General features: G+C 42.2%; 12 protein-coding genes and 1 pseudogene. 9 read left to right on the forward strand and 4 right to left on the reverse strand.

The features are described from left to right. The first annotated feature begins 331 nt into the window (after positions 1-331). Entirely contained in the window at positions 332-1,303 is a 972-nt protein-coding gene (locus L1271_RS20175; RefSeq protein ID WP_130165411.1) for an integron integrase, read from the forward strand. Positions 1,304-1,506: 203 nt separating this feature from the next. Here L1271_RS20175 and L1271_RS20180 read toward each other — a convergent pair whose 3' ends face one another. Continuing rightward, a complete protein-coding gene (locus L1271_RS20180) occupies positions 1,507-2,202 on the reverse strand; it encodes a hypothetical protein (RefSeq protein ID WP_235368652.1) in 696 nt (231 codons plus the stop codon). A gap of 331 nt (positions 2,203-2,533) precedes the next feature. On the opposite strand from L1271_RS20180, the gene L1271_RS20185 reads away from it, so the two are divergent. Then, positions 2,534-3,142: a hypothetical protein gene (locus tag L1271_RS20185; protein WP_010605268.1), complete on the forward strand. Its 609-nt coding sequence runs from the start codon at positions 2,534-2,536 to the stop codon at positions 3,140-3,142. A gap of 107 nt (positions 3,143-3,249) precedes the next feature. Here L1271_RS20185 and L1271_RS20190 read toward each other — a convergent pair whose 3' ends face one another. From L1271_RS20190 to L1271_RS20200, 3 genes are all read right to left on the reverse strand, one after another. Then, positions 3,250-3,870, reverse strand: coding sequence for a LysE family translocator (locus L1271_RS20190; protein WP_206471908.1), 621 nt, complete (start codon positions 3,868-3,870; stop codon positions 3,250-3,252). A 103-nt stretch (positions 3,871-3,973) separates the two neighbouring features. Further along, on the reverse strand, positions 3,974-5,587 hold the full coding sequence (locus tag L1271_RS20195) for a PepSY-associated TM helix domain-containing protein (protein WP_235368653.1): 1,614 nt from the start codon (positions 5,585-5,587) through the stop codon (positions 3,974-3,976). After that, positions 5,584-5,904, reverse strand: a complete 321-nt coding sequence (locus L1271_RS20200) for a hypothetical protein (protein ID WP_102057945.1) — start codon at positions 5,902-5,904, stop codon at positions 5,584-5,586. Before L1271_RS20200 ends, L1271_RS20195 begins: the two co-directional genes overlap by 4 nt. Before the next feature lie 540 nt (positions 5,905-6,444). Here L1271_RS20200 and L1271_RS20205 point away from each other — a divergent pair. The 7 genes and pseudogenes from L1271_RS20205 (at position 6,445) to L1271_RS20235 (ending at position 15,705) form a co-directional block, all read left to right on the forward strand. After that, a complete protein-coding gene (locus L1271_RS20205) occupies positions 6,445-7,194 on the forward strand; it encodes a substrate-binding periplasmic protein (protein WP_235368654.1) in 750 nt (249 codons plus the stop codon). 115 nt (positions 7,195-7,309) lie between these two features. Next, the gene (locus L1271_RS20210; RefSeq protein WP_235368655.1) at positions 7,310-9,460 is read left to right on the forward strand and encodes a DUF6351 family protein; all 2,151 of its coding nucleotides are present in this window, start codon (positions 7,310-7,312) and stop codon (positions 9,458-9,460) included. Between the two features lie 62 nt (positions 9,461-9,522). Continuing rightward, positions 9,523-9,873, forward strand: a complete 351-nt coding sequence (locus tag L1271_RS20215) for a gamma-glutamylcyclotransferase family protein (protein WP_199539716.1) — start codon at positions 9,523-9,525, stop codon at positions 9,871-9,873. 262 nt (positions 9,874-10,135) lie between these two features. Next, positions 10,136-12,472, forward strand: a complete 2,337-nt coding sequence (locus tag L1271_RS20220) for a TonB-dependent receptor (protein ID WP_102057941.1) — start codon at positions 10,136-10,138, stop codon at positions 12,470-12,472. A gap of 76 nt (positions 12,473-12,548) precedes the next feature. Then, positions 12,549-13,676, forward strand: a complete 1,128-nt coding sequence (locus L1271_RS20225) for an alkaline phosphatase family protein (protein ID WP_102057940.1) — start codon at positions 12,549-12,551, stop codon at positions 13,674-13,676. Continuing rightward, positions 13,673-14,751: pseudogene (locus L1271_RS20230) on the forward strand (alkaline phosphatase D family protein). The gene L1271_RS20225 and the pseudogene L1271_RS20230 overlap by 4 nt, the downstream one beginning before the upstream one ends. A 198-nt stretch (positions 14,752-14,949) precedes the next feature. Next, complete coding sequence (locus tag L1271_RS20235) at positions 14,950-15,705, forward strand: hypothetical protein (RefSeq protein WP_235368656.1); 756 nt, start codon at positions 14,950-14,952, stop codon at positions 15,703-15,705. Positions 15,706-15,802: the final 97 nt, after the last annotated feature.

A 15,802-nucleotide genomic window follows, 5' to 3' on the forward strand; every position in this document is an offset into this window, starting at 1 on the left:
CTGTTTTGACTTGTTCTATGAGTGGGTTCATGACTTACCTCCAAGTTATGGGATAACCTCAAGGTAAGTGTGGCTCAGTTGGTGAGAGTAGGATCTCCGCGTAGCGGCTTAGTTCAACAATTTAATATCGACCCAATGGGTCGTTTATCTACCGAGTCATGGGGCATTATTCTCATTGTACCAGTTCTATCACAATAACTAACTTGTTGCTACAGATATATTTTTCATCATTATGAAAAGGATGAAAACGACCCAGTGGGTCGTTTTCTTGACTATAGGAGAAATACGCCAACACTGTATATAAATACAGTTTCTTTTTAGAGCTAATTCAATGAGAACTCGTTCACCATTTCTAAACCACATCGCAGAGTTTATGCTGACTAAGCAATATTCGCTCAGAACAGTTGATACATATCTTAAGTGGATTTCTTCCTATATTCATTTTCATGATAAGCGTCACCCGGCTTCAATGGGCGATAACGAGGTTGTCGAATATCTCGACTACCTCGTGCTTAAACGTAATGTGTCGCCTAAAACACAAGCGACAGCGTTAAATGCATTATCTTTTCTGTATAAGCAAATAATTAAACAGGATTTGTGCCCCAATCTAACGTTTATCAGAAGCAAGCGCCAATCTAAGTTGCCAATTGTTATGACCCCCGAGGAGGTTAAACGTCTCATGTCGTTTTTAAGTAAACGATATTATTTAATTTCAGGCTTAATGTATGGTAGCGGCTTACGTGTAATGGAAGCTGTTCAACTACGAGTTCAGGACATTGACTTTGACTACAAGTGCATCCGGATCTGGAATGGAAAAGGGAATAAACATCGGGTGGTTACTCTCGCCACAGAACTTATACCTTTGCTAAGAAATCAAATTGCTCAGGCTGATGAATACTTAAAATTAGATTCCCAGAATGAACGATATGCAGGTGTTTGGATGCCAAACGCACTAGCAAGAAAATATCCTAGCGCCAATAAGTCAATTGCTTGGCAGTATCTATTTCCCTCATATAAGTTAAGTGCAGATCCTGAAACTGGGGAGATCCGCCGACATCATTTTCATCAAACAGGAGTACGTAAAGCGGTTAAAGAGGCAGCCAAAAAAGCACAAATAACAAAACCTATAACACCCCACACTTTTCGCCACTCTTTTGCTACACACCTGTTACAAAGTGGGGCAGATATTAGAACAGTACAAGCTCAGTTAGGCCATTCAGACGTTAAAACCACTCAGATTTATACCCATGTTTTACAGCAAGGCGCAAACGGTGTTGTAAGCCCTTTGAGCAAAATTTTCTAGCTCATTTTGGGGCATAAATGAGTTAGTGGAACGTGCGCTTTGTAGAACAAAAGTAACGTTGACGGCCGTCTTTTGTTCCACAAAGCGCATGTCAGGTAAAGTCTCGCCCCGTTCTTTTTAAACGGTGAGTTTCGGGTATGGGCTACTACATTTTATACCTGGTAAAAAGTGCAAATCCCAGCAAACAATAATGATCACGGCAATCAAGTCGCGCCAGTTACTGGCATATCCGAATCAAAGCCAACACAGGTAAAGAGGCTATCTAATTCAAGCTCAAAATCTTTGCGATTTACATCCAACGCTTTTAATGTTGTTCCACCAAGTAACGCCTCTTGGCCCTTTTCTAGGCGTGCATGTAAACTTGCAATTACTGCACGAATGCGATCTCTATCTTGCTGCACCAATGCTTTTTGACTTTCAGTTTCATGGTCAAGCTTTGCTAACATTTCCAGCCGCTCAGAGAGCTCCTTGTACGCTAAGAAATCTAGCTCTAAATTTTTAAACAGTAATTGCTGCGCTTGATCTTTACTACTGATATCAACCTTTACAGGCCCTGTCATCATATCAGCCAGCAACGCTCGGAGCTTTTCGTAAGCAGCCTCATCATGAGAGGCGATGCTTGTAAGGTCGAATAGAACTTCGTGATCCGCAAATTGGAACTGCAGTAATGCTTCACTTTTGTCATGTTGCGACGTTTCACCAGACGAGCCATTGCTCATGGCATTCATAAAGTTTTGTTTAAAGGTGTGAGCACGACCGCCGCCAGCAAGGTGATTGTCATTTGCTGTAAGCTGACTATGAACGCTCGGGATCACTAATTTCTCTCGCTCTACAGGTGAAAAGTTCAGTGAAGTAGGCTCAATGAGCGATACTTGATGTCCAGTTAAAAACGTTGGCATTGGGCAAGTCTAAAAAACAATCTCGGTGCTAGACCTTTGCAAGCATTATTCCAAATAAATATTTTCAACAATCAGCCGATGAATTGATATCAATAGCCACTGAACACGGAAATATTTCATTTTCTTAAATAACACGTACAGCTTCATGGGCAATTCATTGCCGCTTAGGTACGTTAGATTGCCCTATTTGAAGGCTAAATGGCAACAAGTCTACTGCTGAACAAATTGCAAAGCCCGTACTTAAAAAAGAAACGCCGCAGTAGCAATCAAAGCGGAATTTGGTATAAACCTTGCTGTATAAATATCAACCACCCAATGGATGTGCTTAATCATGAAATTGACGAAGGAAGAATTACAATTCATTAACCGAACCCTAGCCGGTAATCGCGTTGCAGGTTCGCTATTGCCGGAAGCTAGGGATCAAAAGCAGCAAACGCACAGCGAGATTAAAAAGTTACTTGCGAGTATTTCAAATAGTTCTCAGTTTAGTCTCGTTGCCAAAAATGCCAACGAGCAGGTCGAGTTTCCACTTAGCGACCTATCGGCATTGATGGAGATTTTAGACAACAACTTAGAAGCACCTAATATCGTGGAAGCCGCTAACTCTAGTGCACCACGTAGCTGGCGTACCTGCCCATCAACGCCGGTCAGGTTTAGATTGTCCCCTCAAATGATGCCGTTTAACATGGTCTCCATATCCCAATCCGGTGGACTGATTAATACTTTTCCCTACCAAGCAAATGCAATCCAAATTAATGTGATCAGTCGGATAGCTAAATTATATCTTGCCGACCCGATTCCACTGTTTGCAAACGTCCACTCGATAAAGGTGACAAGCCCACTGGAGCTCGCCGTATCCTTTGCAATGAATAAAACCGATAACGAAAAACTCAAAGCATTTATTCTTCATAACTACATACAGCGCAAGGGGTTAGATTAGTTCAGCTTGATAAGCGCGAACTGGCGATCCCCGCTCCCTATGCATATTATGCGATCATTCCTGATGGACGCAAAGATAGAGCGCCTACCAAGAAGTGCTTACGATGGCTACAAGGATTGGTAAATCACTCGTATGGCGAGCAGTAAAAAGGCACAGCCAAGAATTTTATCAATCACAGCTCGCTTAGCCGTTAAATCGAATTTATCTCTTGCTGAAGCACTCAAAATTGAGACAATAAAATACCACAACGCATCTATCGTTAGCACGGTGATACACATGATAAAACCTACCGTTAATGTCATCTTTTCTGGGTCGATAAACTGCGAAAAGAGCGCAACGAAGAAAATAGCTAACTTCGGATTCAAAAATGCAATTGCAAAACCATCCTGCGCAGCTTTGGCATACGACGTTGCCACTTGAGACTGTGATACCGCTAACCCTTGGCTCTTACTCATTAGGATTTTTATCCCCATCCATGCCAAGTAGGCGGCACCACCGTAAACCAAAAATTGGTATACAATCGGAAATTGATGAATAAGCCCTGACAACCCTAAAATTGCTAGACTGGCATAAATTCCAACTCCCAAACCATGCGCAAGGCTTGCGACAATACCGTGTTTGGCACTATGAAATAGGCTATAACGCAAGACAACCGCTAAACTTGGGCCTGGTGACATCGCACCAAAAGCACAAATAGCAGCAAGGCTTAACCAGGCTGTAAGCTCCATAATTTTTCCGTAGAGAATTGCAAAACGAGTAGGATAACAGATTTGAAAAAATAGATGGCACTTTGTAAGTAAAAAGGAGCTACCAGCCCCTTTCTACGTGTTTTTATACAGACTGCGTTTGTAATTCACATTCTGTTTTATGCTGACCAATAAACCAAATGCTATTGGCTTCGCCATAGTAAGCCCTATGCTTTGTCTTATCTGCCATTCGCCAAAAAATAAAACCTAGGATCATAGCAGTTAACTCTAAACCAATAGAAGACCAAGCTGTCGCAGGCCAAATACCTAGACTTGGGATTGCAAACGCAATGACTGAAGTCAGTGGCAACGAGAAGCACAAAATGGCAATCGCCTTTTGTGACCAAATTGCCGTTTTACTCATACCGATAGCGAACGCTGCAATCAAGGTAAAACCAAAACACAGATAATAGACCCACATATACACAACATTGATGTTTATTGTGGTCAAGGCGGCCCATTTTGTTACAGCAAACGCGGCAGCTACACCAAGTAATGAGCCCATTGCCACGCCAATAGTCAATTTACCCATCACTCGGGTTGATTTTGACTGCTCCGGCTGCTTTTGCTTACGGCGCTTCTCAAGCCACAATAAGTTACCCGTATAAAACAGCACTGCGCCTAAAATACCCATAATAAAATAAGCCCAACGACCAAACTCACCACCGTAACTCCCGAAGTGAAGACCGAATAACGTGGTCACTACCGCCCCCCATACCCCTTGCGCATCATCTGCAACACTGCTTGCCGATACTTCAAATGTGTAAGGGTTCATAAACAAATAGTCAGTTTTAGGTCCACGCATCAAGTGTTTATCACTTAACAGTTGAATTGACGCAGAAGGCATGGCGCTATTTAATCGACTCAGGGTTATACCTTTGACTTGGTAGTCAGGTGCGTAGTCTTTCGCTTTTTTCAAAATTACGTCGAGACTTGGCAAGTTTTCAACCTTGTATTCAACGGCTGAGGGGGCTTGACGTGAAAAAAGAGGTTTATCTCCATATAATTTACCTAACCCATCGTACAAAATATCGTGGAATGCGAATACAATCACAGTGATGGCGATAATAATATGAAACGGTAAGCTAGTGATCCCAATTAGGTTATGAGTATCAAGCCAAAAACGGCTCGCGCCTTTTTTATCTCTTAGGGCAAAAAAGCTTTTTACTAAGCTCGGCAATAAGAAAATAACGCCCGAAACAAGCGCAATAAAATACAAAATTGCCGCAATACCGAGTACATAAACCCCTGCCTGATCATGGCCAATTTCCCCCGCAATGCCTGCACTGCGGTGAAGATAATCCACTAGTGATGATAGTTCATTAATATAGCTGGTATGCGCATCAAGCTCCCCTGCTTCATTTAAAGTGCCGTGCCAGAGCGTTTTATCAAGGCTCAAGCCCCGAGCGCCACCTTGCTCATACCAATTAACTGGAGAATTGTCTGCTTCGAAACTAATATTGATACCACTTAGAGCTTCAGGATGTTGTTTAAATACACGGTGGATAAGCGCATCATATTGGCTGGCATCGACTTGAGGCAAATGGTGAGAAGGAGGCGTTGCCCACTTGTCGATGCTACCTGCAAACATGGTGATAGCGCCAGCAAAGAAACCGATAAACAGCAGTAGACCGGTCGTTAATCCCGTCCAAGTATGTACACTTTGATAAATCCTTAATATATCGGCGCGGATCTTCATGCCATCCCTCTTACAACAAATAAAATAACGTAAACAACTAAATTAGCGCCGCCAAGCCAAAGTACTGCTTGTTTTGAGTTTTTGAACATAAAAACAAAACTCAAAATGAGCAACCAGATAGGAGAAATCATCCACATACTAAATTGAGTCCGCCAACTTTGTCTCGCAGGAGTTAACGTCTCCATCAAACCATCACTGCCCACCCAAGCGAAAAGACCAACGATCCCAAAGCTTAGTGCCAAGCCAAGTATGACACCTGCAAGTGTCTTCCCCCACCAGTCAGGCTGGATTTTATCAGCATGTGACAACCTGCTCATTGTGATTTCCTAAAAAGTATTAAAATGGTGAAGGGAATAAGCGCGGTAAGTACCATGACACCGATAAGCCAACTAAATACGACCGCAGCACCAGTGAAAATTTGTATTGCAAAAATGAATGTAATTGCCAGAAGAATGTAGCCAGCAGTTCTAGCATTGTTTGGCAGTGGTCGCTTTAACAAGCGCTGATGCTTGTTTGTGCAGTAAATTAACGTAATTGCAAGGCTCAGAAGAGCGACAAAAAACACACTTAACAAGGTAAAACTCCGTTTTACAGTTAGATTGAGGATTAAGGTGAGGTTAAGATTATAGCGAATGTTTTATTTTCAGCAACACAAAATACAATTGATATGATAATCATTTTTATTACAGATAAGATATAACGAATAGCCTGATACTTCTGGATGCAACGGTCAGCTAATAGCGGCCACATTGAATTGATTTATGTATAAACGTAAAACAGTCATAATATGTTCTTTTGTTGCGCTTTTTCCAATCTATCATTACGCTTAGAGAAGGTAATTTAGGACAAACTTGCCGATGCGCATTATTTTTATTTTGCTACTAACTCTCTCCAGTATTTGTACTCAGGCAAAAACGGATAGTCGGGCGGTACACATTTGCTTTGAACGGTGGTGGCCTTACAGCTTTGTTAACGAGCAAAAACAAGTTCGGGGCATAGAGGTTGATATAATTAAATCAGCACTTATAGGTACTCCCTATCGAGTCACATTTCATGAACTTCCTTACCGTCGCTGTTTAGCAGGCGTTGCCGATGGTACATTTGATTTTACCTTACATGTGGATGAGGCCGATGGCTTTCCAATTATCGATGTGTCATTCACCACCTGGCTGCTTTCTCTTGCGGTAAAACAAGGTCGCTTCAGCAACCCTGATGACTTTTATCAACTTGCCGCCCCAAGAGTCATGATCTCAGAGGATTACAGCTACCCGGAAGCGGCTGTACAAGGGCTGAAAAAAATCAACGCAGCCATTGTAAGACGTTCGTTTTATGAGCAAAACCATGATGACGGCAAAAAGTTTTTTAGCGTACTCAATAACAACAGAGTTGATGCCATTTTAGTCGATAAAGTGTGGGCTTTAGAGATGATCCGCCGCCATCAACTCGAAGTCACTTTTCTACCGCGTCCTTTTCATGCTGAGCAGCAATTTATGGGATACAACATCGCTAACCAAGCGATGGCGAAGCGTATCGAATCGCTCTTAGAAAAGGTTCCGGATAAAACAATTAAGACTATTGAGATTAAATACTTAGGCGATGATTTTTAATTCCTAACGCAATAATTTCATGTTCAAATAACAAACAAATAACCACACTAGGATGATCTAGTTCTACACTTATAATATCCGTTTATCCATTTGCCTCGCACTCGAAGGAGCTCATATGAAATCCTTATTTTCTTGGCTCACCGCAGTATTATCTTTGATTGTTCTTGGCGCTTGTGGTTATTGGTTTTGGCTAACGAGTGCGCAAGAAGAAATACACAGTGTAGAAAAAATAGCAAACAGCGAAAGCAATCCTATTCTTGAGTTTTATCCGCATATTTCAAAAGTTAACAGGCCCGTCGATACCTTCGTATTTCCGATTTCGATAGGAGATATTGGTCCTAATACCAGCCTATACTCTGGCCCTAACCAATATCCTTTTTACTGTATGACCCTAGACTCAGACCTTGGTCAACCAGAGATAGACAACCACGCGGGGCTCGGTGTGCCGGTGATGGATGAGCAATCAAACCAGATACTTGGTTTTAGTAAGGATTGCATGGCAAAAACGCGGTTACGCTACTTTGCGATAACCTCTGACAATCAAATCAAGCCGTTAGACAAGGGAAATAAAACGATAGACACAAACTTACTGTTACGCGTTGAGCAAGGCACCATAAATCGCTTCATTTACACCATAGTAATGCCAATCACAGTTGACGAAATGGGTGATAGACAGGCTAAGTCTCAATGGAATAACCGACTTATCTACCAATTTAATGGTGGTTCTGGGATTGGCTTTAGACAAGGCAGGCAAAAACCAGAGCGTGTGATAGATAGACAGCTTGAGCAGTTAAAGCTTGGCTACGCTGTTATAAGCTCTAGTGGCAATAAAACTAGCTACACCTACAACATGTTATTGGCCGAAGACACCGCAAGACGGGTGAAAAAGCAATTCACGAGTTTGTACGGAGAGCCGCTCTATACGGTCGGAATTGGCGGCTCTGGCGGTGGACTCGCACAATATTTGATTGCACAAAATAGCCAAGGGATCTTAGATGGCCTTATTCCACTTTATAGTTACCCTGATATGATCACCCAAACCACTTACGCGTTAGATTGTGATTTACTAAATAACTACTTTACTTTTAGAGCTAATGACAGAAAAGCATGGCGTGATTGGACCCGCCGCCGCCATATTGAAGGCATGAATGCAATCAACGACTTTCCGCAACGAGCTGGTTTTTTACAACCACTCAACCAATTAATGTCCGGGTTTGTGCCCTCCTTTCCTGACGGCAATAGTGAATGCATCAATGGTTACTTTGGATTATCTACTTTTATTAATAATCCGAGGCAAGGGTTTTTAAGGGCCTTTTTTGAGGATGAGGTAGTAGAGAGAACAAACTGGAGTTACTGGCAAGACATGGCCAACGTATTTGGCACGGATCAATCAGGCTTAGGATTAAGCACTTGGGATAACGAAGGCGTTCAATATGGACTAGAAGCATTAAAGGCTCAGCAGATCACGATGGCTGAATTTATTGATCTCAACAAAAAAATAGGCGGATGGAAGCCCCAAAACCAAATGCAACAAGAAGAAATTGTATTACCGTTTGGCCACAAAGTACCTATTTGGCTCACTCTTTGGGGCAATCATAATATCACCACGCCAGATGACAATGGTATAGCACCAAGGCACAGTGGCAACCTTGCGGCGATGGAAAAAGCGTATCGCTCTGGACAGGTATTTATTGGCAAGGTTGATATCCCTATTATTGATGCCAGACATTATCTTGAGAACGAGTTAGATATGCATCATATGTCTGCTTCATTTTATACTCGATTGAGAATGTCCGCCGCTGATTCAACCCCAGAGAATCAAGTGATTTGGGTTGCACATCAAGCGTTTAATCCAACTCAACTCGCATTTGAAAAAATGGATGAATGGTTACTCAACCTCAAAGCGCAGCCGAATTTATCCGTTACAGACGCAAAACCGAAGACACTTGCTGATACGTGTTTCGACGAACAAGGTAAAGTCATCGCCAGCGGCAACGCAGTGTTTAATGGTATCTGGAATAACCAGCCGCAAGGAACTTGTACCGCCAGATATCCAATGTTTTCTACCAGCAGAATTCAAGCTGGTGCAAACTGGGCTGGTGATATATTTAAGTGTCATAAAATTTCGATTGAAGCGGCGCTCGCGCAAGGGATCTACGGGGATGTAGATATCTCAACACAACTCACCACACTTAAACAAATTTACCCTAAGGGCGTATGCGATTATAGCCAGTCCGATATGGGTAGACCGCAAGATCTTGATTGACCATGAAAATGTCGCAGCTTAGACTTAAAACTTACAGGAGAGCAACGGATTAGAATTAAGTGATGCAAGCATTATTTTCGTACGGCACACTGCAGCAGGAGCAAGTGCAACTTGATACATTCGGCAGACGATTAGAAGGCGAAAAAGCGGTACTTTGTGGATTTAAAATTGGCCAAGTTAAAATAACAGATCCCGCTGTTATTGCCAGTAGCCAAAAGGACATTCATCCCATTTTAATCACGACAGGTGATGCAGAGGATAAGGTAGAGGGCACTGTATTTTTAATCACGGAAGCTGAATTAGCTCATGCAGATGGGTACGAAGTGGATGAATATCAGCGCATTTCGGCAACGCTAAGATCGGGAAAAATCTGCTGGATTTACTCGGCGGCTCCTAATGCCCAATTAATTTAGTTCCCAACTAATCCTCGAGTTATTCGTTGTGAATAACTCCGCTTTTCCTTTGCTTGCTATTCAGAGCCACTCTCAAATGTAGATTTTACGTCCCACGAATAAAATACAAATATGCCCTGTGTCTTAATTCTTCCTGTGTCTTAATTCTTTAAACTTTTATTAATTGAACGTTCAATAAAAATGGCCTGAATTGTCATAAAAGCTCCCCATACTTGCGCCGACTCTTTCAGCGATCACAATTAACCTAGAAGTTGGAACAATTATGAAAACGCAGCGCAAGCTAAATCTGATCACTACCGCACTACTATCCACCCTAGCAATTAACGCCTATGCTAACGATGACAAGACTAAAGACGATAAAGTCATTGAAGAAGTTACGGTTGTTGGACAAAGTGTTTCCTTTGCAAATAACGCAACAAGTGACGAAATGAGCAAGCAACAGTCTGCTATGACATCGGCTTTGGCTGTTATCGATAATTTACCTGGTGTACTCATCAACGAAGGGGATACTTTTGGTTCTGACGACTGGTCAACCACCGTTTCTATTCGTGGCTTTCAGCTGAGTTTAGACGAGCAGCAAATCGGTATTACGGTTGATGGCATTGCCAATGGTAATTCAAACTATGGTGGTGGTGCGAAAGCAAACCGCTACATTGATACTGAAAACTTGGGTGCAGTGCAAGTATCTCAAGGTACCGCTGATATTGCCTCACGCTCCAATGAGGCATTAGGTGGTACACTTAACTTCACTACCATTGACCCCACTGAAAAGAAAGGTTTAACGCTGTCTATCACCAGTGGTGACTTTGAAGCGCAAAAGTACTTCGCTCGTTATGAAACCGGTGAAATAATTGAGAATACCTATGCTTGGATCAGCGTTTCTAGCTCAAGCAACTCAGACTGGATCCAACAAGTCGCGAATAATGAACGCGACCATTTAGCCGCTAAAATAAAACACCAAAAAGGCCCGCTGACGGTAAAAGCTTATGCATCTTATGACGATGTGGTTGAAGCAAACTACCAACGTGTAAGCCAAGAACAATTTGAAGCAGATCCAGCATGGGATAGACTAACGGATACTATCACCGGCATTCCACATATAGACCAAGTATACCGCAATGGCTGGCGTACGCACCGCGAAAACATTTTCGGCTACATAGAAGCAACCTATGAACAAACTAATTGGGCACTAACGAGTAATGTCTACTATCACACCAATGAAGGTCGTGGTGATTGGGTTCCTCCCTATTTAGTTGATATCAACAACGACGGATTAAATCAGCCTCATTCAGAAGTAACAGGTACTGCGCCTTATACTGGCGGTAGTCCTATCGGACGCATTTACTTCGTTGATAGCGAAGGTAAAGCACTAAAACCAAATGCAAAATGTACCTCAAGCCTGACTTTCCCATACGGTGGTGCTGACGAAGAGTATGACCCAGCATGTTATGGTGCAGGCGCCATTCCGGTAGGCTCTTACCGACATACGCACTACGGTAAAGACCGTCTCGGGATCAATGCTGATTTTACTTTCTACGGCAAAATTGCCGATATGGATAACACCATTCGCGCAGGGTTTTGGTATGAAGACTACCAACGTGAAGAATGGCGAGATTGGCACAAGCGTATTGATGCTCGAGTCTCTGCTAATTTTGATCATACGCCATATTGGATCCAATATAGCCGTGAGTTTAATGTCGATACAACCATGCTCTACATTGAGGATGAATTAGACTTTGGCCTAGCTCGACTGCGTGTTGGCGCTAAGAAATTCTTGGTCGAGTTAGAAGGTGTCGACAAGTTTAGTGGTCAAAAAGTGGCGCTAGACTCAGACTCTGACGCATTACTAAGCGCAGGGATCGTCGCCCCCATGCCAATTGAAGGCCTAGAATTATTTGCAGGCTATGCCGAAAACTTTGCAGCTATAAAAGACAACGTACTAGAACGCGAAGCCTCTGCACTTGAACAAATCGAGCCTGAAACTGCTGAAAACATTGATTTAGGTTTTAGGTATTCATCTACCGAATTTAATGCCAGCCTGACCTATTATGATGTAACGTTTGATAACCGAATTAGTTTTATAGCTCCAGATTCACCAGATGGTATTGATTATCTGATTGGCACAAATGGTTCATACGTGAATGTTGGCGGTATCGAGTCGAACGGTTTTGAAGCTTCTGCAACTTGGTATGTAACCAACAGCTGGGGTATTTATGCATCATATACATATAACGACTCCATCTACACGGGTGGTTTGAATGACTTCCCGGCGGGTAACACAGTATTTGGCTCCGCAGAAGATTTAGCCGTTATTTCTATTGATTGGGCTGAGGGGCCATATTTCGTGGGTCTTTCAACGAAATGGGTGGGCGAACGTTACATAGATGCAAAGAATACTCAAAGAGTCGATAGCTATATGACTTCAGATTTTTATGCCGGTGTTGCGATTGATTCACCACTATCTGGTGTTGAAAATATGGAGCTAAGGTTAACTATCAATAACCTAACCGATGAAAGTTATATGGGTGGTATTGCTGGTCAATCTGCATGGATAGGTGCTCCACGCACCGCTGCTGTGAACTTTAAGCTCACTTTTTAATAATAAAGCCAAGTAAATAAGGGCACTTCGGTGCTCTTTTAACACCGATACGCCCTAATGTGGATTGGGAGATAAAATGAAGCGTGCAATGTGGTTATTCATACTCACTTTTAGTGTATTTACTCAAGCAAAGCAAAGTGATCCGAACCTTATTCTGGTTACAATAGATGGTGTTAGATGGCAAGAAGTTTTTTACGGATTGGATAATCAGTTAGTTACCGATAAAGAATCAACAAGCGATCCAAAAGCGCTAAATACACTTTTTCAAGGACACAACGCTCAACAAAGCCGTGAAAAGCTAATGCCATTCTTATGGCAATACGTGGTCGAAAATGGCGTCATTCTCGGCGATAGAAAACAAAACTCAACAATGCGAGTTTCCAATCCATGGTATTTTTCATACCCGGGTTACAACGAAGTAATTACTGGTATTGCCGATCCCAATATTGACTCTAATGACAAAAACCCGAACCCAAATATATCGTTTCTAGAATGGCTGCAATCTCAGCCTAGTTTCGAGCCAAATCTTGCCGTGTTTGGTAGCTGGGACGTGTTCCCTGCGATTTTTAATCGTGAAAGGAGCAAATTGCACATAAACGCTGGATTTGAAATTGCAAAACACACAACTAATCCCAAGCTGCTATTTTTAAATGAATTACAAGAGCAAGTTCCGAGCCCTTGGTCCTCTGTGCGCTTAGATGCCTTTACGTATCAATATGCAAAAGCCTATCTTCAAACCCAAAAACCAAGAGTGATGATGCTAGCACTGGGCGAGCCAGACGATTATGCGCACGGTGGAAACTACGACGAGTACATCAAAAGTATTCACCGTGCTGATAAAATATTGGCCGACTTATGGCAAACCTTACAAGCAATTCCGCAATACAAAAACAACACCTACCTACTCATTACTACCGATCACGGCCGAGGCATGGATCGTGAGGATTGGAGACATCATTCATCAAAAGCAGCGATTGAAAAGAACTACCCCAGCATGCTTGAGAAGCAGCCTGCGGGGATCGTAGGTTCTGAGCAAGTTTGGTTTGCAGCAATCGGACCCAAGATAAAAGCCAAAGGATTAGTGATCCCAAAGCAAGAGCAAACCTTGTCGCAAGTTACCGCGACTGCACTTCAATTACTTGGGCAAAGTCCTTCTACCTTTAACCCCAAGATAGCACCACCGCTTGAAGGCATAGCGCAATGACCAAACTAAAACGACCTAAACTCTCTGAGCGCAAGCGTTTCACTTGCCTAATGTTATTTCCTTTAATGGCGTTTGTTGCAATGAACGTGTATGCAAACAAGCAAGCCCCTTTGTCAACAATTCTCTTTGGTTCATGTTCTCATCAAGATAAGCCTATACCTATATTAGCGGCAATTAATAAAGAGAACCCAGAGCTATTTATCTTTCTCGGAGACAATATCTATGGTGACACCACGGATATGGATGTGCTTAAGAAGAAATATGAAAAGCTTAACGCAAACGCGGGTATACAAGAACTAAGGCAACAATCTCAAGTTATCGCCATTTGGGACGACCATGACTACGGTGAAAATGACGCAGGTTTGGAATATTCTCAAAAAGAAGCCTCACGAAAGATCATGTTAGACTTTTGGCGTGAACCTGCAAACTCTTTGCGACGCACTAGAGACTCCGGAATTTATACCTCGTATGAATACGGCCAAGGAAATCAGCTAATTCGCGTCATTATGCCCGACTTGAGATGGAACCGACCGGCGTTAACGTCAGTATCAAAATCAGATTACGACAACAAACGTAAGCCAAAAAATAGGGAACCGTATAGCCCGGTTCTAGATGCGAGTATGCTGGGTGAGCAACAGTGGCAATGGCTTGAGTCTGAGTTAAAAAAACCTGCCGCTATTCGAATTATTGCCTCTAGTCTACAAATATTACCCGAGTTTACTGGGTGGGAAGCTTGGGCCAACTACCCTACTGATAGAGCACGCCTTCTGAACTTCATCACGCGCGAAAAACTTGGTGGCGTTATCATGATTAGCGGTGATACACACTGGGGTGAAATTTCGAAGGTAGTACATCAAGGCTACCCGTTTTGGGAAGTCACCAGCTCGGGGCTTACAGAAGAGTGGAAACAAGTCAGCCCAAATCGGCACCGAGTGTCTGGGTTTACTCATGATGTGAACTATGGGTTCATCGATATTGATTGGTCTCAATCAGATCCCACAATCACAATCGGCTTAAAAATGTGGAAGGTAAAGAAGTGATGTCAAATATGCTTAAGCTATCTGATATTCAATAAATGCCGCCAGTTAAGTCGTATACCTCCATTGTTTCTTCATATTTACGCAGTAATATGACAGCGTTTTTATCTAGGAACATGGAGGTTCCCTTTCTACTTTGCATCACAACAAATTGTTATAAATTGTTAAACCCTATTCTAGAAACATTAAAATAGCGCTACACTCTTTTTGCACATATTGAAGAAAAGGAAATATTCGTGAAACGAGCCAGTGTTTTATCGAGCTGCATTGCTTTAGCATCACTAATTGGTTGTTCAACTGAATCAACACAATCAGATGTAGTAAAAACAGAAGGGATTTGGGCGGATATTCGTGTTACTTCAAATGGTGAAGGCTCCGGAGTTGTTACTGAGTTCAATTTAAACAACAGTTCCGGCGCAAACATCATTCTTTCTGAAGGTGATAGTGTGGTTGCCGAACTAGGAAACGAAAAGAAGCAATTAGAAAAAGATGACGACTTATTTGATGTCGATTATCAAGGCTATTTTACAGCGACCGAAAAAGACACTGAGTTAACTCTTGAGTTTCTTCGAGATAAAGAAGATGAAACGCTAACCTCCAAAGTTAGACTTCCTACTCCAATTAAACTTTACTCTCCTGTTTCTGAACAGTTTAATCGTAATGATGATCTTTTAGTCGAGTGGAAACCGGAAAGTGACATAAATACCACGTTACTTATCAGCTTAAACTCAACTTGTATAGCGAATAATGGCGCTTCACATTTTGTTAATTTTGAGTCTGAAATCTCTGAGTCTAGCGGCCAATATAAAATCCTGTTGGGTGAATTAACTGGCTTTGATAACGAAGCACTGGATAAAACTAAACCGTGTGAGACAACAGTTAAGTTGTTCCGTATCCGAAAAGGTACTATTGATAGCAAGTTTAAACCCGGTAGTCGAATTAATGCGATTCAAGAAAAAGAATCTGAAGAATTCAAAATTACTTTAAATTAGTTTATTAGCGTAACTTACCCCTCTTCTAAAAGTTCGTTCGAATAACTAGTCTAGAGTAAACATAGCCCAAAAGCTCTCGCAAGAGAGCTTTTTCTTT

It is taken from the genome of Pseudoalteromonas sp. OF5H-5 (assembly GCF_021530695.1).
GTDB lineage: Bacteria > Pseudomonadota > Gammaproteobacteria > Enterobacterales > Alteromonadaceae > Pseudoalteromonas.